The organism is Ideonella paludis, assembly GCF_018069865.1.
In the GTDB taxonomy this organism is placed as follows: Bacteria; Pseudomonadota; Gammaproteobacteria; order Burkholderiales; family Burkholderiaceae_C; genus Ideonella; species Ideonella paludis.
This window is the reverse complement of sequence record NZ_JAGQDG010000001.1, coordinates 74,191-95,245: the sequence shown is the minus strand read 5'-3', so window position 1 is coordinate 95,245 and position 21,055 is coordinate 74,191. Positions and strand designations below refer to the sequence as shown.

Sequence of the window (21,055 nt, the reverse complement as noted above, 5' to 3'; positions counted from 1 at the left end):
TCACTGGTTCAGGCGGATCTTGTACTCCAGCACATTGCCCCAGATCGGCTTGTAGTTGCAATCCAGTTGGCCCGCGGCATTCACGGGCTTGAAGTTCCACGACAAGATGGAGCGGGCATTGCGAGCCAAGCCGGTGGTGGGCTGCACGGTTTGCAGGTTGTCCACGGCATTTGCAATCACCGCAAACTGCCAGCTTGGCGCCAAGGTGGAGTCGGCCAGGTGCACGCTGTCTTGGCCCACCGGCACAAAGCCTGCGCCGGCATCGACGCAGTGCAGCACATACTCGCGGCTGCCTGGGTTGGCGGCCAAGCCGAAACCAAAGTTCTGCTTGATCTTGACCGGGCAGGCAAAGGCACGACGCTGCGGGTCATAGCCGCAGCAGCTCATTTCTTCGTAGTAGAGGCTGCCGGTGTAGGTGGCCTTGGCACCGCACTGGTTGGCGGCCGCATAAAACGGGTCGGTGGGCGGAATGTTCTTGGCGTCCCCGGTGCCGCAGAAGCTGTATTGCTCGTACAACTGCGCCTGCAGCTTCAGGTTTTCAGCTTCACTGATTTTGGGGTTAGGCGCCAGTTGCTTGGCAATGGTGGCCAGCACATCGGGGCCACAGACCGTGCTGGACTGGGCCTGGGCTGAGAGGGCAGAGACGGCCAGCACGGTGCTGAGGCCGAGGGTGCGCAGGGCGCGGGTGATGACAGACATGAGACTCTCCTGGGTTTTATGGGCGCAGCCTGGTGCTGCGCCGCCAGTGTCTGGCCGCGGCCCTCACCGCCCCATCCCTTGGCCCTGGCTTCAAGGCCCCTAAGGTAGGCTTGAGGCTTCCCTAACTTTGTAGCGCTGCCCCATGCCACACACCGAGATCGACCATCTGGTCATTGCCGCCGACAGCCTTGCCCAAGGGGCGGCTTGGTGTGAGGCCACCCTGGGCGTGGCCAGCCTGCCGGGCGGCGTCCATGCGCTGATGGGCACGCACAACCGCCTGCTCAACCTCAGCAGCGCCGGCGCGCCCCAGTGCTACTTGGAGATCATCGCTATCGACCCGGATGCACCCGCCCCAGCCCGGGCGCGCTGGTTTGGCCTGGACCAGCCCGCGCTGCAAGCGCGGCTGCGTGAGCAAGGCCCGGAGTTGGTGGCTTATGTGGCGCGCTCTGCCATGGTGGAGATGCATCGTCATGGCCTGATCCAAAGCCGGCTGCAGCCTGGTCCGCTTTTGCGAGCCAGCCGTCAAACCGCCCAGGGTGTGCTGGAGTGGCAGATTGTGGTGCCCGACGATGGTCTGCCCTTGGCCGGGGGCGCGGTGCCCACCTTGATCCAGTGGAGTGGCCTGCACCCGACCGCTGCGATGCCTGACAGCGGCGTCAGCCTGAAGCTCCTGACCGTGCGCGGCCTACCCGACCAAGCGGCGCAGGTGTTGCGGTTACGGCCGGCGGTGCGGCGTGAAGCCTTGCCTGGCGCAGCACTCAGTGTGACGCTGAATACCCCGCGCGGCGAGGTCGCGCTGTCAAGCCACTGCTGAGCCTTCCGCAGCGATCTGACGCAAGGCCTGCTCAAACACCTCCGGTGGCTGACCGCCGGAGATCAAGTGCTTGTCGTTGATGATGAAGGCCGGCACCGAGCGGATGCCGGCCTGCTGCCAAAAGGCCTCGGCCTCGCGCACTTCGGCGGCAAAGCGATCACTGCTCAAGAGGCCTTGAGCCTCCTGCGTGTCCAAGCCCACTTCGCCACACAAACCCAGCAAGACCTCGTGGCTGCCAGGGTTCAGACCGTCGGTGAAGTAGGCGCTGAACAAGGCTTCCTTCAAGGCGCGCTGCTGGGCGGGGTTGACCTCATGAGCCCAGTGCAGCAGCCGGTGCGCGTCAAAGGTGTTCCAGGTGCGGCTGCGCTTGTCCATGCGGAAGTCAAAGCCCACGGCGGCCGCGCGCTCGCGAATGTTCTGCTGGTTGGCCTTGACCTGTTCCGGTGTCAGGCCGTATTTGCGCGACAAGTGCTCGGTGATGTCTTCGCCTTCGGGCGGCATCTGCGGGTTCAGCTCAAAGGGCTGAAAGCTCAAGGTCACGGGCTCAAAGCTGGGGCCCAAGCGCTGCAGCGCGATGTCCAGAGACTTCAGGCCCACCACGCACCAGGGGCAGACCACATCGGAGACGAGATCGATTTTCATGGCGTGGATTGTCTGCCGATCTCGCCGAAGCGTGCTCGCGCAGGGGTTCTTACTCCGCCTGGCGCCAAGCCCGTGGGTCACGGCTGCCGGTCAAGTTCCAGAGCGTGTGCAGCTTGTTGAGCCGCGCGCCGCCATCGCGGATCAGCGGCTGCCAGGCCACGCTCAGGGTTTGCGTGGACCAGGCGGACAAGAAGGCGTCGAAGGGGATGGAGACATACACCGCTTTGTCAAAGCTGCCTTCTCCAAACGCCGCCGAGGACACATTGGTTTTGGTGACCCAGGCGCCGATGCGCGCCCCGTTGGCAAAGCGCCGCGATACCTCCATGGTGGCCCCGCGGTCCCCAGCCAGGTATTGGCCCACCGAGACCTTGGCCTCCAGGCCCTGCCAGCCCGTGTCCCAGTAGGCGCTGACGTGGCCCGTGGTGACGCGGTAGTCGCGCACATCCCAGCGCTGGTCAAACTCGCGCTGGGCCACGCGGTTCACATCCAGCCCTAAGGCCCAGCGCCCGCCTTGGGGTCGCCATAAGACCTCCGCCCCAGCGCCCGCAAACATGGGCTCCAAAGCGCCCACATAGGCTAGGCTGAAGACATCTTCACCCCAGCGGTTCAGCTGGCTCAGTTGCGCATAAGGCAGGGTCACGCGGGCCTGGGTCAAGTACTCCCGCACCAAGGTGCGAACGCGTGGCAAGGCACTGGGCGCGGTGTAGCGGTAGCGCTCGTAGTTGTCCAAGAGGCGGGCCTGCAGCGTGCCTTGGGCCCAGGCCCCCTCCCACAGTGGGAGTTGGCCTTGCGCGCGGGCGCTCAAGGCATAGAGGTAGCCATCGGGGCCGCCCACATGCTGCTGATAACCCAGGCTGAAGCCCCCATTGCCTTGGCGCGCTGGGCGGTGCGCCTCCGCGCTGTCGGGGGCTGGGCGCTGTACGCTCTCTGGGGTGCTGTCCAGCACCGGCGCATGGCCCGTCCACGACCAGCGCGGTGCGGCCCAAGCTTGGCGCGCCACCGAGCGGCTGCTGACGGCCACACCTTGCTGCATCAGGATGAACTGGAACTGCTGGACCTCATCCGGTGCGCGTTCATGCAAGACGGCGACGCCGCGATCGAGACGCTCGTCCAAGCTGTTGCCCTGGCTGTTGTCCAGCTCGACCACCCAGGTGGCGCCGTCTTGCCATGCGCGTGCCACGGGCCAGCCGGTCTGCAGCGCGAGGGCTTGTAGTGTGTCGGCGCTGGGGCCTGCTGTGGACCTCGCTGCGGAGGGGGCTGGCAGGAGGGCAGGGCGGCTGACCGGCCAGGGCGCTGGCTCAGCGCTCTTGCTGCGCGACATCTGGGCCACGTTGGTGTGCAGGCTCAGGCCCAGCATCCATTGCCGGCCGCGCTCCAGCCCCAGGCTCAGCGCCCAGGGGCCGCGCTGCCAGACCAGCCCCAGGTTCACGGGGCTGCGTGCACCATCAACGTTGTTGTTGAGGGGCTCATGTTGATAGTCATTGCCGTCCAGCTCAGCCTTCAAGCTCAAGCCATCCCAGGGTGTGTGCCATTGCACGCCACCGAAGAGGGCCGTGCGGCCGGTGAACAGGCCCTTGAGGTGGGCGGTGCCACCACGGCCCACGTCCGCTTGGGCGCGTTGCTGGAAGCGATCGCCCAGCACGGCTAAAGGGTTGGCCAGGTTGCCGCGTGCGCCCAGATAGCCCCAGCCCAGCCCCAGGCTCAGGTCCAGCGAGCCCCAACGCTTGGAGGCCACCAGGTACTCGCCCGCAAACAGGCCAGTGCCGCCGGGGTCACGCAAGCCCAGCGCCAAGGCGGGCTGCCAGCGGCCTTCGTCCAACAGCCGCAGTTTGATCTCAGAGGACTTGTCCTTGTAGCCTTGATCGCCCGCGATGCTGGGGCCATAGAGCTTGTTGCTGATGTGCGTGTAGCGCACGGCCAGCTCCAACCCGTCAAAGGGGCTGAGCGTGGCGCTGGTCTGGGTGTAGGGCCAGGTGCGGCTCACGGTGAGCGCCACTCGGCCGGCCTCAGGCATGCGCGCCGACGGTGTTTGCAGCAGCCCGGTCATGCCCCAATCATTGGTGCTCAGGGGCAGATCCCGCGGAGGCGGGCTGATCGTCTCGCTCAAGGGGCGCGGGGCAGGCGTGCCCTCGGCCACACCTTGCTCGGCCAGCACCTGAGCGATGCGGGTGTTGAAGTGTTCGGGCCAATCTGGCGTGTCCGGGGGCACCCACAGCCAAGCGCCGGGGGCGGGGGCTTGCTGGCGCTGGGCATTCCAGTCGGCCACACCAAGCCGCTGGGTGCTGCCATCGGCTTGCACCAGCCACACCCAGTCCGTGCTGACCCCGCAGGCCCGCAGCACATCGGCGGCGATGCGCTCGGGCTGGGCCTGCACATCGCACGCCAAGCCCTTGGCCGTGACGACCCGCAGACGTTCAGGGCGTTGCGGTAGCACCAGCACATCGCCCTCAGCCGTCAAAGGCTCCAGCCCCGAGGCGGTTTGCATGCGCCAGGGGTCGGTGCTGGCCAGGGGGCGGCGGCCGGTGAGGGGGAGCTCGCGCAGCAGGGCCAGCAGCGGGCCGGTCTGCGCCTTGCGCAGCGCGTCGTCGGCGGCCCATGCGCTGATGTCGCGCAGCAGGGCTTCGCGCGCTTGACGCTGGGCACGGCGCGCTGCGGTGGACTGCCACATCAAGCCCGGCTCATAGACCGTTGCGGCAGCCTCGGGGTGATGCTGGGTCAGCCAAGCGCCCAGACGCTGCCCCGGCGGCGGCGTCACGGTCAGTGAGGTTGGCGCGTCTTGGGCCTGCACCGCCTGCATGGCGGCCCAGGCCAGGGCCGTCAGCCCCACTGGTAGCGAGCGGCTCATGGTGAAACTTGGCGCTCTGCGGGCCAGACTTGCCAGCTCAGGCACCAGTCCGCGGCCAAGCAGCGCTGGCCATAGACCACCTGATCTTGGGCATTGAGTGCCACGTGGCTGGGTGGCAGCAAAGCATCCATCCAGGAATCTTCTTGCCAGCGCAAGCCGTCCAGCGACCCCACCCATCGGTGAGCCGTGGGCGGTGCGCTGAGGAGCGAGCGTTGCCCGGTCTGGCGCAGGCCCATGCGATGACCCGGTTGAACATCCACGGTCTCAGTCACGGTGCTTGAACCCGTGCTTGTCTGGCGGATCACCCGCCAGTTGCGGGTGGGCTCGGAGACGCCCACCAAGCGGCCCTGTGCGGTGCGCAGCACCACGCCGTCCGCGCCGACCCACACGCTGGTGCGGCCCAGGGCACCGGGCTCATCGCCGACCCAGACCAACAAGGCCTCGCGGCCTTGCTGCTGCACCAAGAGGTAGCGCAGGGCCGGGTTCAGGGCGCTGTCGCGCACTGGCGCGGCGGTGCTCCACGCTTGCTCCACGGTTTGCCAGCCCGCACGCAGGGTGGGGCTGCAGCCCGTCAAGCCCAGGCTCACGCAGGCCACGGCGGTGGCCAGTGCTCGACAACTCACTGGCGTTCTCGCCGCAGACGCTTGCGTCAGTTCGTGCCGGTGGTGCCCGTGGTGCCGGTCGTCCCGGTGTCACCATCGCTGTTCAGCAGCACCGCGCCCACGCCGATCACGGCGGCCGTGCCCAGCACTTCGGTCCAGCCAATACCGCCCTTGGCGGCGGTCACGGCGGCCTTCACCGGAGCTGGGGCGACGGGCTTGGGGACCACGGGGGCTTGGGCCACGGGCGGCGCCGGCGGCGCCGGTGGCGCTGTCACCACAGGGGCGGGTGCCGGTGCCGGTGCTGGCGCGGGAGCCGGCTTGGCCACAGGTACCGGTGCGGGAATGGGGCGGGGCAGGCGTGCGCCAAACCAGTTGTCGCACTGCTTCATCGAGGCGCGCACCGGCACGCCCTGCTTGTCGTAATAGACATTGACCATCATCTCCGGGCTGTAGGGCACGTACTTGCCTTGCAGCTCTTTGGCCACGCCGTCACGCCCGCCGGAGCGACCTGCGCCAATGTCGCAAGCCCCACGGCTGTAGTCTTTACCGCTGTAATTGAGGGCCTGAGCAGCTTCGGCGGGCAAGCCCAGCTCCTTGAGGGGCATGGACTTCACGCTGGCTTCGCCCGCGCGCTTGAGGGGCGGCTTGTGGGTGAAGGAGGTGTAGAACTTGGCCGTGCCCGCGGCCACGGCCGCATCACACTCGGCGGCGGTGTCGTAGCCGACATTGCCATGGCTGTCCGTGACCATGCCAGCGCTCGCTGTGCCACAGGCCAGCACGGTGGCACCCAAGGCCCACAACGTCAGAGTTTTGCGTGTCAAGATGAAGTCCCTCCAAAGGAATAACAGCGGCACGAGGCACCGCAATGCCAACCAGCATAGTGAGCGGAGGCACCAAGCCACCTTGCGGACATTGTTTCTGTGCGCTGGGCCACGCAGGAGTATTCAAGCTTGGGCCTCAACTGAGGTGTCTGAGCGACAGTCCTGCGGACTATTCCCAGCGAGCTGGGTTGCGCTGCAAGCTGGTCAGCCCCGCACGCAGAGGCTACAGTCGGCGTCTTTGATCTCTACACAAGGAGTGAGCATGTCCATCATCGGCAAAGCAGGCTTGGTTCTGGCGGCGGCCTCGGTCGCTTTCTTGGGGGGCTGCGCCTCTAAGGGCGGCGAGGGCGGACACGGCCCCCATGCCATGGGCAAGGGCGCCATGGCGGCCGCCTCCTTGGGCCCGACGCAAGGCAGCGCGGTCACCGGTTTGGTCATGTTCCACGAGATGGATGGCCATTTGATGGTCCACGCCAAGGTCAGCGGCTTGAAGCCCAATGCTGAGCATGGCTTCCATATCCATGAGAAGGGCGACTGTGCGTCAACCGATGGCACCAGCGCTGGTGGCCACTTCAACCCCGATGGCAAGCCCCATGGCCCGCAAGATGGCCCGCGCCATGTGGGTGACATGCCGGCCCTGAAATCTGACAGCAAAGGTGTGGCCGACCAAAAGTTCATGCTGCATGGCCCCACGATTGCCGCCGGCCCCGCCAGCATCAACGGCCGCAGCCTCATCGTCCACATCGGGCCGGATGACTACAAGACCCAGCCCACGGGCAACTCAGGCGCACGCATTGCCTGCGGTGTGATCGCGGCCCACTGACTTAGGCCGGCGGCAAGGCCCCGGCCGCTTTGGCCGCCAGCTCTGCGCGGATGCGCTTGAGCCGGTCCTTGGGGTCTTCTTTGCTGCCCGCTTCATCGAGCTTCATCTCCTTGATGAAGCGGCTGGGAATGCCGGGCACCATCTCGCGGCCTTTTTTGCGGCGCCGCAGGGTGCTGACCACCAAGGTGCGCTGAGCGCGGGTGATGCCCACATACATCAGCCGCCGCTCTTCCTCCAGGCGCTCGGGCGTCATCTCCTCGGTGTCGCTCTTGAAGGGCAAGATGCCCTCGTTCACACCGGCCAGCACCACATGCGGCCACTCCAGCCCTTTGGAGGCATGCAAGGTGGTCAGTGTCACCATGTCTTGCTCGGCGTCGCCGCGCTCGGCTAGGCTCAAGATCACGCTGATGGTTTGCGCCACATCCAGCAGGCTCTTGCGCTCTGTTTCTTGAGTGAGCCCGCCTTCGGCGCTGATCTCGCCGCCGCAGCGCTTGGCCACCCAATCCACAAAGTCCATCACATTGCCCCAGCGCGAGGCGGCCAGCTTTTCGCTGTCCTCGCTGTCGTAGAGGTGCTTCTCGTAGTCGATCTCGGTGAGCCAGGTGGTGAGCACGGCGCGAGCATCTTCCGAGCCCACGGTGTGGCGGGCCTTGTATTCCAGGTCGTTCACATAACGGCCAAATTCATGCAGCGAGTCGATGGCCTTCTTGCTCAGCGAGGTGGCCAGGCTCTGCGAGAACAGCGCCTCAAACATGCTGACCTTCCACTTGGCTGAGAACTCACCCAGGGCGCCCAAGGTCTGGTGGCCGATGCCGCGCTTGGGCGTGGTGACGGCACGCAAAAAGGCCGGATCGTCGTCCTGGTTCACCAGCAGGCGCAGCCAGGCACAGAGGTCTTTGATCTCAGCCCGGTCAAAAAAGCTCTGGCCGCCCGAGACCTTGTAGGGAATCTGGGCTGCGCGCAGTTTGTTCTCAAAGGTCCGCGCCTGAAAGTTGGTGCGGTAGAGGATGGCGAAGTCACTGAACTTGATCCGGCCATCATTGCCGCGCAGGCCTTGGATGAAGGACACCGCACGTTCGGCCTCGTGCTCGTCCGTGTCGCACTCCGAGACGCGCACCGGCTCGCCGTCGCCCAGGTCGCTCCAGAGCTTTTTCTCGAACAGCTTGGGGTTGCCTGCGATCACCGCATTGGCGGCCCGCAGGATGGCGCTGGTCGATCGATAGTTTTGCTCCAGCGGGATGACCTTGAGCGCCGGGAAGTCCTCGGGCAGCTTCTTCAGGTTCTCGATGGTCGCGCCGCGCCAGCCATAAATACTCTGGTCGTCATCACCCACGGCGGTAAAGCGGCCGCGCCGGTCTTCATCCGGGTGGTCCACCAGCGCCTTCAGCAGTTCGTACTGCACGACGTTGGTGTCCTGGTATTCATCCACCAGCACATGGGCAAACAGGTCTTGCCACTTGCGGCGGGCTTCTTCGTTGTTGCGCAGCAGCTTGAGCGGCAGGCTGATCAGGTCATCAAAGTCCACCGCTTGATAGGCCACGAGGCGCTCTTCATACAGCGCCATCACCCGGGCGGCCAATTCCTCGTCGGCGTTCTGGGCGGCGGCCATCGCGGTGCTGCTGTTCAGGCCCTGATTCTTCCAGAGGCTGATGGTCCACTGCCACTGGCGGGCCAAGGCGTTGTCGGTGCAAGAGCCCGCATCGCGCAGCACGCCCAGCACATCATCGGCATCCAAGATCGAGTATTTGGGCTTTAGCCCCAGCTTTTCGCCATCCTCGCGCAGCATGCGCACGCCCAAGGAGTGAAAGGTGCTGATGGCCAAGTCTTTGGCGGCCTTGGGGCCGACCAGCGACTTGGCGCGCTCGCGCATTTCCAGCGCGGCTTTGTTGGTGAAGGTGATGGCGGCGATGCGCTTCGGGTGCAGCCCGGTTTGCAAAAGCCGGGCGATCTTGTGCGTGATCACCCGCGTCTTGCCCGAGCCGGCACCGGCCAGCACCAAGCAGGGGCCACCCAGGTAATGCACGGCTTCCATTTGGGCGGGGTTCAGGGTGGCTGCAGACATAGGGAAAACGCGAGATCAACAACGGAAGGTGGCGGATGATAGGCCCTCCACCCCCGCAGCTTGGCGATTTCAGGCCATTGCTGCGCATTCCGGAGCATGGCGCCTTGGCCCGCCGATCTAGATTGGAGGCCTTTCCAATGTTCCGGAGACACACATGTCGAACAGTACAAGAGCAGGACGTCGTTGGGGTGTGGGGGCTGTCGCTGCCCTGTTGGCGCTGGGCGCCGCCGGCGTACAGGCCGGGTCGGCCGCAGACGCGGTCAGCTACTGCAAGAGCACAGGGGGAAAGGTCGAGACCTACCGTTTCTATGATGCCGGTGGGCATGAGTTCGCCAAGCCCGCGCGCGTCTGCAACTACCCCGATGCCTCGGGCACCGACCCGTATGGACATGCCTTGATCGACCTAGCCACGCTCTATGCCGACAAGCCCACACTCGCGGCTTTGGCCTACTACGGCAAGCCTGCGTGGAATGGCAAGCTGAAAACCACGCCAGCCAAGGACTACTGCGTGCAGCTCGGCGCTGCCCCGTCCTTCCAGGGCTCCTGGAGCCTCAAGCCCGGTGGCGATCAGTCGGGCATGTGCATGTTTGAGGACGGCTCTTTCATGGAGGAGTGGACGCTGTTCTACAACCAAGCGGGCACACCACGTGGGGTGGATCTGGGCACCGTGATGCGCTTTGCCAATCCGGCCCTGCGAACCCGAAAGTAAGGCTCTCCCCAGTTCGCAGCTTGTAGACGGCACGAGGCGGCCGCAGAATCCAGGCATCCAGGGCGCGCGGGTCCTCCCGCGCAGGCCACAAGTGTTTTGGTGTCGTCGCGCTCACATGCCTACTCTGCCCTTGAGTTCCCGCTTGCTGCCGGCTGCAGCGCTTGCCAGGCCCTCCTTAATACCATGCGGTGTGCAGCGGGCCTGGAGCAGCGTCGATGGCGTGGAGTCCTACTTCGACCGGCTCAACCAGACGGCGCCATTGTCGCGCCGCACGGTGCAGGCCCGGGCCGGCGCCAGGGCAGTACTGTCGCAGACCTATGTGGTGCACCGCGACAGCCAAGGGCTGCCGCACTCGGATCACCCCTCAGCCCGCTTGCCGCAGTGCTTCTTGGGCGAAAGTCAGTCGTCGGCGTTTGATCTGCTCATCGACTTTCACCGTCCCGATGTGGCGCCGCTGTGCTACTCCATTGGCTTGCCTTTGGCGGGGCAGGTGAGCCTGCGATTGCAAGGGCGTTTGCTGGAGGTGCCGGCTGGTGCGGGCGTGTTGGTGGATCCGGCACATCTGGAGTACAGCCTCCTGCCGGCGGGCTTTCACATGGTCGAGATCTTTTTGCTCAAGAGCGACATGGCGCGCTTGGCGGCCGAGTGGCAACCTGGCTTGGATGGCCGTCAACTGCGCTTTGAGCCCTTGATGTCGCCCGCATTGGCGCAACGCATCTTGTTCATGGCCACGCAGGCGGCGCAGCACCTGGAGGCCGGGGCGGGCACGCCGGGGGCCGCCATGATGTTCAGACGCTGGGCTGACATGATTGGTTTGACCGTGCTGCACGAGCAATCTCGATGGAGCCCTGCGGCGGCCGGTCACAAGCCGCGCGCCAGCGGCGCTGTTCGGCGGGGGCTGGACTATATGCATGCGCATGCGGACGCACCCATCGGGTTGGCCGACATTGCGGAGGCCGCACATCTGAGTGTCAGCAGCCTGACCCGCCAGTTCTCTGCCGTGATGGGCAAGACACCCTATGCCGTGTTGCGTGACATCCGCTTAGAGCGTGCCCGGGCCGAGCTGCAGTCGGCCGCACCGAGCTTGGTGCGCGATATCGCTTTGCGCTGGGGTTTCCAGAGTGCGAGCAAATTCAGCAGCGCTTATTTACAGCGTTATGGCGAGCGCCCGAGTGACACGCGGGGGCGATGAACGCTAACGCGACAGTGTCGCGTCAGGTAAATAGTGCAGTGCATCAAATGCATCGTTTTCCCTAGGTGAAAACACTGCTGCAATGCAGCATGACTGGTCAGGCGGGGGTCAGCCGCCGCTCAGACACTTTCCCTCAAGGTCCGCACCTCTTTCGGGTGTGAATGGTCCCTGGATAGCCAGCGACCCTTGATCTTTGACATGGAGAGAGACTCATGACTGATCCCGTGGTGGCACGCATTCGTGCCAATCCCAAGTACCAGTTGCTGAAGTCCAAGCGCAATGCGTTTGGATGGTGGCTGGCCGCACTGATGATGGTCGTTTATTACGGCTACATCGCCCTCATCGCGTTCAACAAAGAGTTCCTGGCGCAGCCTCTGGGCGCCGGCGTGACCACCATCGGCGTGCCGATCGGCATGGGCGTGATCGTCTTCACCATTGTGATCACGGGCATCTATGTGCGTCGTGCCAACAGTGAGTACGACCAGTTGACCAAAGAGATTCTTGAGGACGCCTCCAAATGAACCAACTTCTCAAAACGTTGTTGGCCATCGTGGGCCTGGCGGGTCTGACCGCCGGTGCCTATGCGGCTGGCGCTGATGTGGGCCAGGCGGCCAAGCAAAGCACCAACTGGACGGCCATTGGCATGTTCGGCGCCTTCGTGGCCGGCACGCTCTGGATCACCAAGTGGGCTGCGGCCAAGACCCGCTCTGCGGCGGATTTCTACACCGCGGGTGGCGGCATCACGGGCTTCCAAAATGGCTTGGCCATTGCCGGTGACTATATGTCTGCGGCGTCCTTCCTGGGCATCTCTGCCGCGGTGATGGCTTCGGGCTACGACGGCTTGATCTACTCCATCGGCTTCTTGGTCGGCTGGCCTGTCATCACCTTCTTGATGGCTGAGCGCCTGCGCAACCTCGGCAAGTTCACCTTTGCGGACGTGGCCGGTTACCGCTTCAAGCAAACCCCAATCCGCGCTTTTGCGGCCTCGGGCACGCTGGTCGTGGTGGCCTTCTACCTGATCGCTCAGATGGTCGGCGCGGGTCAGTTGATCAAGCTGCTGTTCGGCTTGGAATACTGGATGGCCGTGGTCATCGTCGGCGCGCTGATGATGGTTTACGTGCTGTTCGGTGGCATGACCGCCACCACCTGGGTGCAGATCATCAAGGCGGTGCTGCTGTTGGCAGGCGTGACCTTCATGGCCTTCATGGTGATGGCGCAGTTCGGCTTCTCGCCCGAAGCGCTGTTCGCCAAGGGCGTGGCCGTCAAAGCCGCGATTGCAGCCACCGGCAAGGAGGCAGCGATTGCAGCGGCCGCGGCCTCGGCGGCAGCCGCCGCAACGCCGGAAGCGGCGGCTGCAGCCTCTGCGGCGATGGCCAAGGCCGTGGCGGTGAACCCCGAGAAGGTCGGCTTGGCCTTGATGGGCCCAGGCGGCTTCATCAAGGACCCCATCTCTGCCATCAGCTTCGGCATGGCTTTGATGTTCGGTACCGCCGGTCTGCCGCACATCCTGATGCGCTTCTTCACGGTGCCTGATGCCAAGGAAGCCCGCAAGTCGGTGTTCTGGGCCACGACCTGGATCGGCTACTTCTACGTGCTGATCTTCATCATCGGCTTCGGCGCCATCACCCTGGTCCTGACCAACCCTGAGTTCGCAGATACCGCCAAGGGCGTGATCAAGGGCGGCGCAGGCACGGCCAATATGGCGGCGGTGCTGGTGGCCAAGGCCGTGGGCGGCGATGTGTTCTACGGCTTCATCTCGGCCGTGGCCTTCGCGACCATCTTGGCCGTGGTGGCGGGCTTGACCCTTTCGGGCGCCTCGGCCGTGTCGCACGACCTGTACGCCACGGTGTTCAAGGGCGGCAAGGCGGACAGCGCTGCGGAGCTGCGTGTCTCGCGCATCACCACCCTGGCACTGGGCGTGCTGGCCGTGACCCTGGGCATTGCCTTCGAGAAGCAGAACATCGCCTTCATGGTGTCGCTGGCTTTCGCGATTGCGGCGTCGGCCAACTTCCCGGTGCTCTTCATGAGCGTGCTGTGGAAGGATTGCACCACCAAGGGTGCGGTGATCGGCGGCTTCTTGGGCCTGATCTCTTCCGTCGGTCTGACGGTGGTGTCGCCCTCGGTGTGGGAAGCCACGCTGGGCAACCCCAAGGGCTCGGCCTGGTTCCCCTACACCTCGCCTGCGCTGTTCTCCATGACCATCGGCTTCGTCGGTATCTGGCTGTTCTCCATCCTGGACAAGAGCCCGCAAGCCGCCAAGGAGCGTGCGGATTTCGAAGCGCAGCAAGTGCGCTCTGAAACCGGCCTGGGTGCTGCAGGCGCCAGCGGTCACTGATCTCGCTTTTTTGTGCAGGCCTGCGGGCCTGCCCCTTACACTCGCACGCACTTCACGGTCCGTGCGAGTTTTTCATTCATGAGCACCAAAACAGCGCTGATCACCGGCATCACAGGTCAAGACGGGGCCTACCTGGCAGAGCTTTTGCTGTCCAAGGGCTATATCGTGCATGGCATCAAGCGCCGCAGCAGCCTGTTCAACACCGACCGCATCGACCATCTCTACCAAGACCCGCATGTCGATGGGCGCCGCCTGATCTTGCATTACGGCGATTTGACCGACGCGGCCAACCTGACGCGCATCGTGGCCGAGGTGCAGCCCGATGAGGTCTATAACCTCGGCGCGCAAAGCCATGTGGCGGTGAGCTTTGAGGCCCCTGAGTACACGGCGAATGTGGATGCCCTGGGCACGCTGCGTTTGCTGGAAGCCATTCGCTCTTGCGGGCTGCAGGCCAAGACCCGTTTTTACCAAGCGAGCTCGTCCGAGATGTTTGGCCTGGTGCAGCAGACGCCGCAAACCGAGCAGACGCCGTTTCACCCGCGCAGCCCTTATGGTGTGGCCAAGCTCTACGCCCACTGGATCACCGTCAACTACCGGGAAGCCTGGGGGCTCTTTGCTGTCAGCGGCATCTTGTTCAACCACGAGAGCCCGCAACGCGGCGAGACCTTCGTCACCCGCAAAGTCACGCGGGGTCTGGCGCGCGTGGCACTGGGTTTGCAGGAATGCCTTTACCTGGGCAATCTGGAGGCCCGCCGCGACTGGGGCCATGCCCGCGACTACGTGCACGCACAGTGGCTGATGCTGCAGCAAGCGCAGCCGCGCGACTATGTGATTGCCACCGGCCATCAGCACAGCGTGCGCGAGTTTGTGCAGCAGGCGGCGGCCGAGCTGGGATTGGTGCTGAGCTTCTCAGGCCACGGCCCCGACGAAGTTGGCACCGTGGCGGGGCGGACAGCACGCGCCGATGAATGGGGCATCACGGCGCAAGTGGGCCAGGTGCTGCTGCGCATTGACCCGCGCTACTGGCGCCCCGCCGAGGTCGATACCTTGCTGGGTGATGCCAGCCTGGCCCGCGCCGAACTCGGCTGGGCGCCGTCCGTCAGCTTTGAGGCCTTGGTGACCGAGATGGTGGCGCATGACTTGGCACAGGCGCGCCGCGAGCAGGTGGTGCGCGATGCTGGCTTTACCGTGAACCGGCGCTTTGAATGAGCCTGGCCGTGCCCTGCAAAAAGTCTTGGTAGGCGGCTGCCAAGCCTTGCGCCAAGCTCACCTTGGGGCCCCAGCCCAAGGAGCGTAAGCGGCGGCTGTCCAGCAGTTTGCGCGGCGTGCCGTCTGGCTGCTGCGCATCAAAGCGCAAGCGGCCCTCAAAGCCCACGGTGCGAGCCACCAGTGCAGCCAGCTCGGCAATGCTGAGCTCTTCACCGCTGCCCACGTTGAGGTGCGAGCATGTCGCGGGCGCTTGGGCCTCCCAGGTGTCGCGAGCGGTCTCCAGCGCCGTCACGCAGGCCTGGGCCAAGTCGTCCACATGCAAGAACTCCCGTAACGGGCGGCCTGAGCCCCAAACGACGACCTCGTCCGCCGCCGCCAGCTTGGCCTCATGGAAGCGCCGCAGCAGGCCCGGGATGACATGGCTGTGCTGCGGGTGGTAGTTGTCCCCTGGGCCGTACAAATTGGTGGGCATCAGGCTGCGGAAATCGGCGCCATGCTGGCGCCTGTAGCTTTCGCACAGCTTGATGCCCGCAATCTTGGCAATCGCATAAGGCTCGTTGGTGGGCTCCAGCAGGCCGGTCAGCAGCGCTTCTTCGCGCAGCGGTTGTTCGGCCTGCCTGGGGTAGATGCAACTGGAACCCAAAAACACCAAGCGGCTGACGCCCGCGCGCCAAGCTTCATGGATCACCGTGCTGGCGATCACCAGATTGTCATGAATGAAATCCGCCGGGTAAGTGTTGTTGGCCTGGATGCCGCCTACCTTCGCAGCGGCCAGCACCACATGCTCAGGACGCTCGGCTTGAAAGAACGCGGCAACTTGGTCTTGGCGTCTCAGGTCCAACTCGTCCCGGCCGCGCAGCAAGAGCGTGGCGCGGCCATGCAGGGCTCTCACCACGGCGGAGCCCACCATGCCGCGATGGCCCGCCACAAACACCCGAGGCTGTTCGTCGCTCATGGGTGCCTCAGAAGACTTGTTCCTTGAGGATCTTCAGCAGGTACTGCCCGTAGCCGCTCTTGGCCAGCGGCGTGGCCAAGGCTTCAAGCTGCGCGTCGTTGATCCAGCCTTTGCGCCAGCAAATCTCTTCGGGGCAGCAGACCTTCAGGCCTTGGCGCTTCTCCAGGGTTTGCACAAAGGCACTGGCCTCCAGCAGGCTGTCGTGGGTGCCGGTATCCAACCAGGCGTCACCTCGGCCAAAGATCTGCACATCCAACTGCTGAGCATCCAGGTAGCGGCGGTTCAGGTCGGTGATCTCCAGCTCGCCGCGCGGGCTGGGCTTCAAGGCCTTGGCATGGTCCACCACCTGCTCATCATAAAAATACAAGCCGGTCACCGCATAGCGGCTTCTGGGGGCGGCGGGCTTTTCTTCCAAGCTCACAGCCTGCCCTTGGGCATTGAACTCGACCACGCCATAGCGCTCCGGGTCGGTGACGGGGTAGGCAAACACGGTCGCGCCGTGGCTGCGCGCCGCAGCGGCCTCCAGCCGGCGGCCCAGATCGTGGCCGTAAAAAATGTTGTCTCCCAAGACCAAGGCGCTGGGGGCGCCATTCAAAAAGCGCTCGCCAATCAAAAAGGCTTGGGCCAAACCATCGGGGCTGGGCTGCACGGCGTAACTCAGCTGAATGCCCCAGCGCGAGCCGTCGCCCAGCAGTTGCTCAAAGCGCGGCGTGTCTTGTGGGGTGCTGATGACCAAAATCTCACGCACACCCGCCAGCAAAAGGGCGGCCAGCGGGTAGTAAATCATCGGCTTGTCATACACCGGGATCAGCTGCTTGCTGATGGCCAGAGTGGCCGGGTGTAGGCGGGTGCCGCTGCCGCCGGCCAAGATGATGCCCTTGCGTGGTGCTGTGCTCATGGAGTCCTCTGCATGAATCGGTGATGCCCAGATTGTGGCCCGAGTGGCTGCTCCACCCCAAGGCACAAATGTCAATCCCCCGCCAATTCGCCGCCAGTGCGCTTCTGCCAATTGCCTAATCTTGGGGGCCCAGGGCATCATGAGGCCCATCTTGCTGCTGTCGCCATGATCCACCCCACCGCCGTCATCTCCGCCCACGCCGCCATCGACCCCACGGCCGAGATTGGCCCTTGGTGTGTCATCGATGGCCCGGTGCAGATCGGCCCACGCACCGTGCTGATGAACGGCGTGGCGGTCTATGGCGATGTGCGCATTGGCGCCGACAACCACATTGGCGCACACACGGCCATTGGCGGTCGGCCGCAGGACCCGGCTTACCAAAACGAGCCCACGCGGGTCGAAATTGGTCACCGCAATCAGATTTTTGAGTACGTCTCCATCCATCGCGGCACGGTGCGGGGCGACGGCTGCACCCGTCTCGGCGATGACAATATGGTGATGGCCTACAGCCATTTGGCGCACGATGTGCAAGTCGGCACCGGCAGCCGCATCACCGCTTATTGCGGTATCTCGGGCCATTGCCAAATCGGTGACCATGCGGTGATTTCCGGCATGGTGGGCCTGCAGCAGTTTGTGAGGGTCGGCGCCTATGCCTTTGTCTCAGGCCATGCCGCTATCACCCAAGATGTCTTGCCTTACTCGGTGGCCTTTGGCACGGCCTGCCCGGCCTATCTGCATGGCGTCAACCTGATTGGCCTGGAGCGTCACGGCGTGGCCAAGGCCGACCTGCACCGCCTGCGTCAGGTGATGCAGCTCTGGAAGGACACCAGCCGTACTGCGCAATCGGTGCTCGAGCATCTCCGGCAGCATTGGGGCGATCAGCCCCAGGTGCGCGAGATCATTGCCTTTGCCGCGGCCTCGACCCGAGGTGTGTTGCGTTGACTGGCCGGGCCGTCGACTTTCGCTTTGAACCCTATACGCCCGCGCAGCGAGCGCGCTGGAACAGCTTCGTCGCCCGCAGTGTCAACGGGACGTTCTTGTTCGACCGTGGCTTCATGGAATACCACGCCCAGCGTTTCGACGACGCCTCGCTGCTTGTCTGGCGCGGTGAGCGCCTGCTGGCCCTGCTGCCGGCGCACAGAGTGGGCGATCACTGTCTCAGCCATGCTGGCCTCAGCTATGGCGGCCTGGTGCTCGCCCAGCCCTTGGGGGCGGCCACCCTGCTGGCGCTGATGCAGAGTTTGCAGCGCCACTGGGCGGGCCAGGGCGTGCGCAGCCTGCTCTACAAAACGGTGCCTTCGATCTATCACCAACTGCCTTGCGAGGACGACCGCTATGCCTTGTTCCGCTGCCACGCGAGTTTGGTGCGGCGCGAGGTCTTGAGCGTCATCGGGCCGAGCCCCGCGCACTGGCCCAAAGCGAGGCGCAAGCCCTTGTCCGGCGCTTTGCGGCAACGCGGCGGGCTCACCCTGGCCCAGGTGCAAGGCGCAGATCAGCCTGCAGCCTGGGGCGCCTTTTGGGCGATGTTGACGGCAGAGCTGGCCGCCCGTCATCAGAGCGCACCCGTGCACAGCCTGGAGGAGATGCTGCTTTTGGCCCAACGCTTTGCAGGCCACATCCAGCTGCGCCTGGCCTGGCAGGGCGAGGCCGTGATTGCCGGCATGGTGCTGTTTGAAACCGCCACGGTGTCCCATGTGCAGTACATGGCGGCCAGTGTGGCAGCCCGGCGCTGCGCAGCGCTAGACCAGTTGATTGAGCAAGCCATCGTGCAGGCGCAGGCTGCAGGCCGATGGTTTGACTTTGGGCATTCCAACGAAGCCGGCGGGCAGGTGCTCAATGAGGGCTTGTGCTTTTACAAAGAGAGCTTCGGCGCCAGCACCGTGGTCCACGACCACTATCTTCTGCCATGTGACCCAGGAGCCTGATATGGCCCATGTGAATGATTGCAAGAGTGTCGAGCTGCGGACCATTTATGACCACCGCGGCTCCATCTCTTTTGTCGAGTCTGGCGTGGACTTCGAATTCCCCGTCAAGCGCGCCTACTGGACTTATGACGTGCCTTCGCGCGCCAGCCGAGCGGGGCACTCACACCGCCAGTTGCGTCAGTTGTATGTCGCCATTTCCGGCTCTTTCGATGTGCACCTGGATGATGGCGAGCATCAGCGTGTCGTCTCCTTGCGCCACCCCAACGAAGGCCTGCTGATGGTGCCGGGCATTTGGCGGGAGCTGCACGGCTTTTCCTCCAATGCCTGCTTGCTGGTGTTGGCGTCCGAGCTGTTTGATGAGTCGGACTACATCCGCGAACATGCCGACTTCATTGCCTGGGTCCGTGCCGGGCGTCCCTGAGCAGGGAGGGGGCATGCCCCTCCCGCAAGGGGTGCTTACTTCAAGCCGTTGCTGATGGCTTTGAGCAGCGTGGCTTGGCTGTCATCGCCGTTGAACTCCCAGAAGAAGGCGCCGCCCAAGCCCTTGGACTTGGCATAGCCCATCTTCTCGGTGATCTGCACCGGGGTGTCGAAGCTCCAGAAGGTGTTGCCATTGAAGATCCACTGTGCGCGGCTTTGTGGGTCCACATAGCTAGGCCAGCCCAGCGCTTTCAAGACTTTGTAGTCCTCGTTGCCCGCCTCGTACTTGGCGGGGGCGGCGACGCCCGGTTGGTAGAGGCCGTTGCTGACATTGGGCACCTGCGTCCAGCCCCGACCATAGAAGCCGATGCCGATGTTCAGCTTGGCTGCTGGCACGCCGCGATTCAGATAGGCCTGCAGCGCCGCATCGGTGTTGTAGGACCGAACATCGCCTGTCGACGGGTCATTGCTGGAGCCGTACAGCGGCGAGTGGAAGTTGGTCGCAGGCTCCCAGGTGCCGTGGAAGTCGTAGGTCATCACATTGATAAAGTTCAGGTAAGGGTGAAACTTGTCGGGGTCGATGACCCGGATCTTGTCGATGCCTGCGGGCGCTGCAATGGACAAGAGCAGACCAGGGCGGACCGCATCGAGCTGCTTGCGGAATTCCGCCAACAGGCCGGTGAAGTTCTCGCGGTCCTCAGGCCTGCCGCAAGCCAGCCCGCAAGCCACGGGATACTCCCAGTCGATGTCGATGCCATCAAACACGCCGGCCAAGGCGCCGGGGCCGCCCGCGTCCTCCACGCGAGGCAGGTCTCCCTTGATGTAGGCGTCAATGCAGCTCTTCACAAAGGCGGCACGGTTCTCGGGGCGTGCGGCCTCGGAGAAGCCCCGCGAGTAGGTCCAGCCGCCCAAGGAGATCAAGACTTTGAGCTTGGGGTACTTGGCTTTCAGCTTTTTGAGCTGCCCCCAATTGCCGCGCAAGGGGCTGTTCCACTTGTCGGCCACACCGTCCACGCTGGTGGCGGCATCAAAGCTCTTCGTATAGTCGGCGAAGGCGTCGCCGCCCACGCCGGTGTGCTCGTTGACGGGGGTGGTGATGCCGACCTCGCACTTGTTGTTGCGCACATTGCCAAAGGCATAGTTGATGTGGGTCAGCAAGGGGGCCGAGCCGCTGGTGTCGATGTTCTTCACGAAGTACTTGCGGTCGTAGATGCCCCACTGCGCAAAGTAGCCCAGCACGGTCTTGCCGCCGCCAGCCACCACTTTGTCGGTGCGCACGGTGATGGGCGCCGATGGTGCCGAGCTGCCGGCTTGGTTGAAGGCGACGATGCTGAAGCTGTAGGACGTATCGGCGGCCAGACCGTTCACCGTGGCCGCTGTGCTGGCCGTCTGAGTGGCGGTGCTGCTGCCCTGCAGAACGCGGTACTGCACGGTGCAGTTCGGCGCGGCGGCCACGGCGTTCCAGCTCAGCGACACGCTGCTGCTGGTCTTGGCGGGCGAGCTCAGGCCGCCGGGCGTGGCTGGTGCGGCCGCGCAATTGCCGCTGGCGGTGCTGGTCAGCAGCGCGCTGCTGGACGCTGAGACATTGCCGGCCTTGTCCTTGGCTTTGACGGTGTAGCTGTAGGCAGTCCCGGCGCTCAAGCCGCTGTCGTTGTAGCTGGTGCCGATGGGCGACGCGATCAGGCTGCCGCCACGATAGACCTCATAGTTGGCCACACCGCTGCCCGCATCGGTCGATTCGCTCCAGCTGAGCGTCAGGCTGCTGGCGGTGACGTTGCTGGTGGACAGGCCGCTGGGCACGCTGGGCGGCGTGGTGTCTGCACTACTGCCGTCACAGGCGCCCAGGGGCTTCCAGACGTCCCATTGGCCGGACTTCAAGGCCGGGCTTTCGTTTTGGGTCCACCACTTGGCTTGATAGGCCTGTTGGTTTTGCTGGACGACGGTGCCACCGCCATAGGCGGCGCTGCTTTGCCAGGTGGTGACGCCCTTGCAGTCGTAGGCCAGGGCGGCGCCGCTGGCCATCAGCGTGGCCAGGGCAGCCAGCGCCAGAGAGGTCTTGGGATGTTTCATGGTGCTCACTCCATTCATCGATAGGTGGATGATT

The 21,055-nt window shown here is 64.6% G+C and carries 19 protein-coding genes; 10 read left to right on the top strand and 9 right to left on the bottom strand.

Annotated elements, in window-relative coordinates:
- Entirely contained in the window at nt 1-699 is a 699-nt protein-coding gene (locus KAK11_RS00375) for a hypothetical protein (RefSeq protein WP_210805036.1), read from the bottom strand.
- A 142-nt stretch (nt 700-841) separates the two neighbouring features.
- On the opposite strand from KAK11_RS00375, the gene KAK11_RS00370 reads away from it, so the two are divergent.
- A complete protein-coding gene (locus KAK11_RS00370) occupies nt 842-1,513 on the top strand; it encodes a VOC family protein (RefSeq protein WP_210805034.1) in 672 nt (223 codons plus the stop codon).
- On the opposite strand, the gene KAK11_RS00365 is transcribed toward KAK11_RS00370, so the two are convergent.
- The 4 genes from KAK11_RS00365 to KAK11_RS00350 are packed head-to-tail and all read right to left on the bottom strand — an operon-like array spanning nt 1,499 to nt 6,423.
- Nucleotides 1,499-2,155, bottom strand: coding sequence for a DsbA family oxidoreductase (locus tag KAK11_RS00365; protein WP_210805032.1), 657 nt, complete (start codon nt 2,153-2,155; stop codon nt 1,499-1,501). The genes KAK11_RS00370 and KAK11_RS00365 overlap by 15 nt on opposite strands.
- A gap of 49 nt (nt 2,156-2,204) precedes the next feature.
- Complete coding sequence (locus tag KAK11_RS00360) at nt 2,205-5,000, bottom strand: YjbH domain-containing protein (protein WP_210805029.1); 2,796 nt, start codon at nt 4,998-5,000, stop codon at nt 2,205-2,207.
- Entirely contained in the window at nt 4,997-5,623 is a 627-nt protein-coding gene (locus tag KAK11_RS00355) for a hypothetical protein (protein ID WP_210805027.1), read from the bottom strand. Before KAK11_RS00355 ends, KAK11_RS00360 begins: the two co-directional genes overlap by 4 nt.
- Before the next feature lie 26 nt (nt 5,624-5,649).
- A complete protein-coding gene (locus tag KAK11_RS00350; RefSeq protein WP_210805025.1) occupies nt 5,650-6,423 on the bottom strand; it encodes a hypothetical protein in 774 nt (257 codons plus the stop codon).
- 262 nt (nt 6,424-6,685) lie between these two features.
- Between KAK11_RS00350 and KAK11_RS00345 the strand changes: the two genes are divergently transcribed.
- On the top strand, nt 6,686-7,246 hold the full coding sequence (locus KAK11_RS00345) for a superoxide dismutase family protein (RefSeq protein ID WP_246498179.1): 561 nt from the start codon (nt 6,686-6,688) through the stop codon (nt 7,244-7,246).
- A 1-nt stretch (nt 7,247) separates the two neighbouring features.
- Here the strand turns inward: KAK11_RS00345 and KAK11_RS00340 are convergent, their stop codons facing one another.
- Entirely contained in the window at nt 7,248-9,308 is a 2,061-nt protein-coding gene (locus KAK11_RS00340; protein WP_246498178.1) for an ATP-dependent helicase, read from the bottom strand.
- A 154-nt stretch (nt 9,309-9,462) separates the two neighbouring features.
- Between KAK11_RS00340 and KAK11_RS00335 the strand changes: the two genes are divergently transcribed.
- The 5 genes from KAK11_RS00335 (at nt 9,463) to gmd (ending at nt 14,753) form a co-directional block, all read left to right on the top strand.
- Nucleotides 9,463-10,017: a DUF333 domain-containing protein gene (locus KAK11_RS00335; protein ID WP_210805023.1), complete on the top strand. Its 555-nt coding sequence runs from the start codon at nt 9,463-9,465 to the stop codon at nt 10,015-10,017.
- Between the two features lie 190 nt (nt 10,018-10,207).
- Nucleotides 10,208-11,209, top strand: coding sequence for a helix-turn-helix transcriptional regulator (locus KAK11_RS22100; protein ID WP_210805022.1), 1,002 nt, complete (start codon nt 10,208-10,210; stop codon nt 11,207-11,209).
- 212 nt (nt 11,210-11,421) lie between these two features.
- Nucleotides 11,422-11,730 (top strand): DUF485 domain-containing protein, encoded by a 309-nt coding sequence (locus KAK11_RS00325; protein WP_210805020.1) that lies wholly within the window; start codon nt 11,422-11,424, stop codon nt 11,728-11,730.
- Nucleotides 11,727-13,544: a cation acetate symporter gene (locus tag KAK11_RS00320; RefSeq protein ID WP_210805018.1), complete on the top strand. Its 1,818-nt coding sequence runs from the start codon at nt 11,727-11,729 to the stop codon at nt 13,542-13,544. The genes KAK11_RS00325 and KAK11_RS00320 overlap by 4 nt, the downstream gene beginning before the upstream one ends.
- Nucleotides 13,545-13,622: 78 nt before the next feature.
- Nucleotides 13,623-14,753, top strand: a complete 1,131-nt coding sequence (gmd, locus tag KAK11_RS00315; protein ID WP_210805016.1) for a GDP-mannose 4,6-dehydratase — start codon at nt 13,623-13,625, stop codon at nt 14,751-14,753.
- Here the strand turns inward: gmd and KAK11_RS00310 are convergent.
- Nucleotides 14,728-15,708: a GDP-L-fucose synthase family protein gene (locus KAK11_RS00310; protein WP_210805014.1), complete on the bottom strand. Its 981-nt coding sequence runs from the start codon at nt 15,706-15,708 to the stop codon at nt 14,728-14,730. The genes gmd and KAK11_RS00310 overlap by 26 nt on opposite strands.
- 7 nt (nt 15,709-15,715) lie before the next feature.
- Nucleotides 15,716-16,606: a glucose-1-phosphate thymidylyltransferase RfbA gene (gene rfbA, locus KAK11_RS00305; RefSeq protein ID WP_210805012.1), complete on the bottom strand. Its 891-nt coding sequence runs from the start codon at nt 16,604-16,606 to the stop codon at nt 15,716-15,718.
- A 165-nt stretch (nt 16,607-16,771) separates the two neighbouring features.
- Between rfbA and lpxA the strand changes: the two genes are divergently transcribed.
- Genes lpxA through KAK11_RS00290 form a run of 3 tightly spaced genes read left to right on the top strand, consistent with a single transcriptional unit; the run spans nt 16,772 to nt 18,952 of the window.
- Nucleotides 16,772-17,548 carry an acyl-ACP--UDP-N-acetylglucosamine O-acyltransferase gene (gene lpxA / locus KAK11_RS00300; RefSeq protein WP_210805011.1) on the top strand — a complete coding sequence of 259 codons (777 nt, stop codon included), beginning with the start codon at nt 16,772-16,774 and terminating at the stop codon, nt 17,546-17,548.
- Nucleotides 17,545-18,531 (top strand): GNAT family N-acetyltransferase, encoded by a 987-nt coding sequence (locus KAK11_RS00295; protein ID WP_210805008.1) that lies wholly within the window; start codon nt 17,545-17,547, stop codon nt 18,529-18,531. Before lpxA ends, KAK11_RS00295 begins: the two co-directional genes overlap by 4 nt.
- Nucleotide 18,532: 1 nt before the next feature.
- Nucleotides 18,533-18,952, top strand: coding sequence for a sugar 3,4-ketoisomerase (locus KAK11_RS00290; protein WP_210805006.1), 420 nt, complete (start codon nt 18,533-18,535; stop codon nt 18,950-18,952).
- Nucleotides 18,953-18,987: 35 nt separating this feature from the next.
- Here KAK11_RS00290 and KAK11_RS00285 read toward each other — a convergent pair whose 3' ends face one another.
- On the bottom strand, nt 18,988-21,021 hold the full coding sequence (locus tag KAK11_RS00285; RefSeq protein ID WP_210805004.1) for a glycosyl hydrolase family 18 protein: 2,034 nt from the start codon (nt 21,019-21,021) through the stop codon (nt 18,988-18,990).
- Nucleotides 21,022-21,055 lie beyond the last annotated feature (34 nt).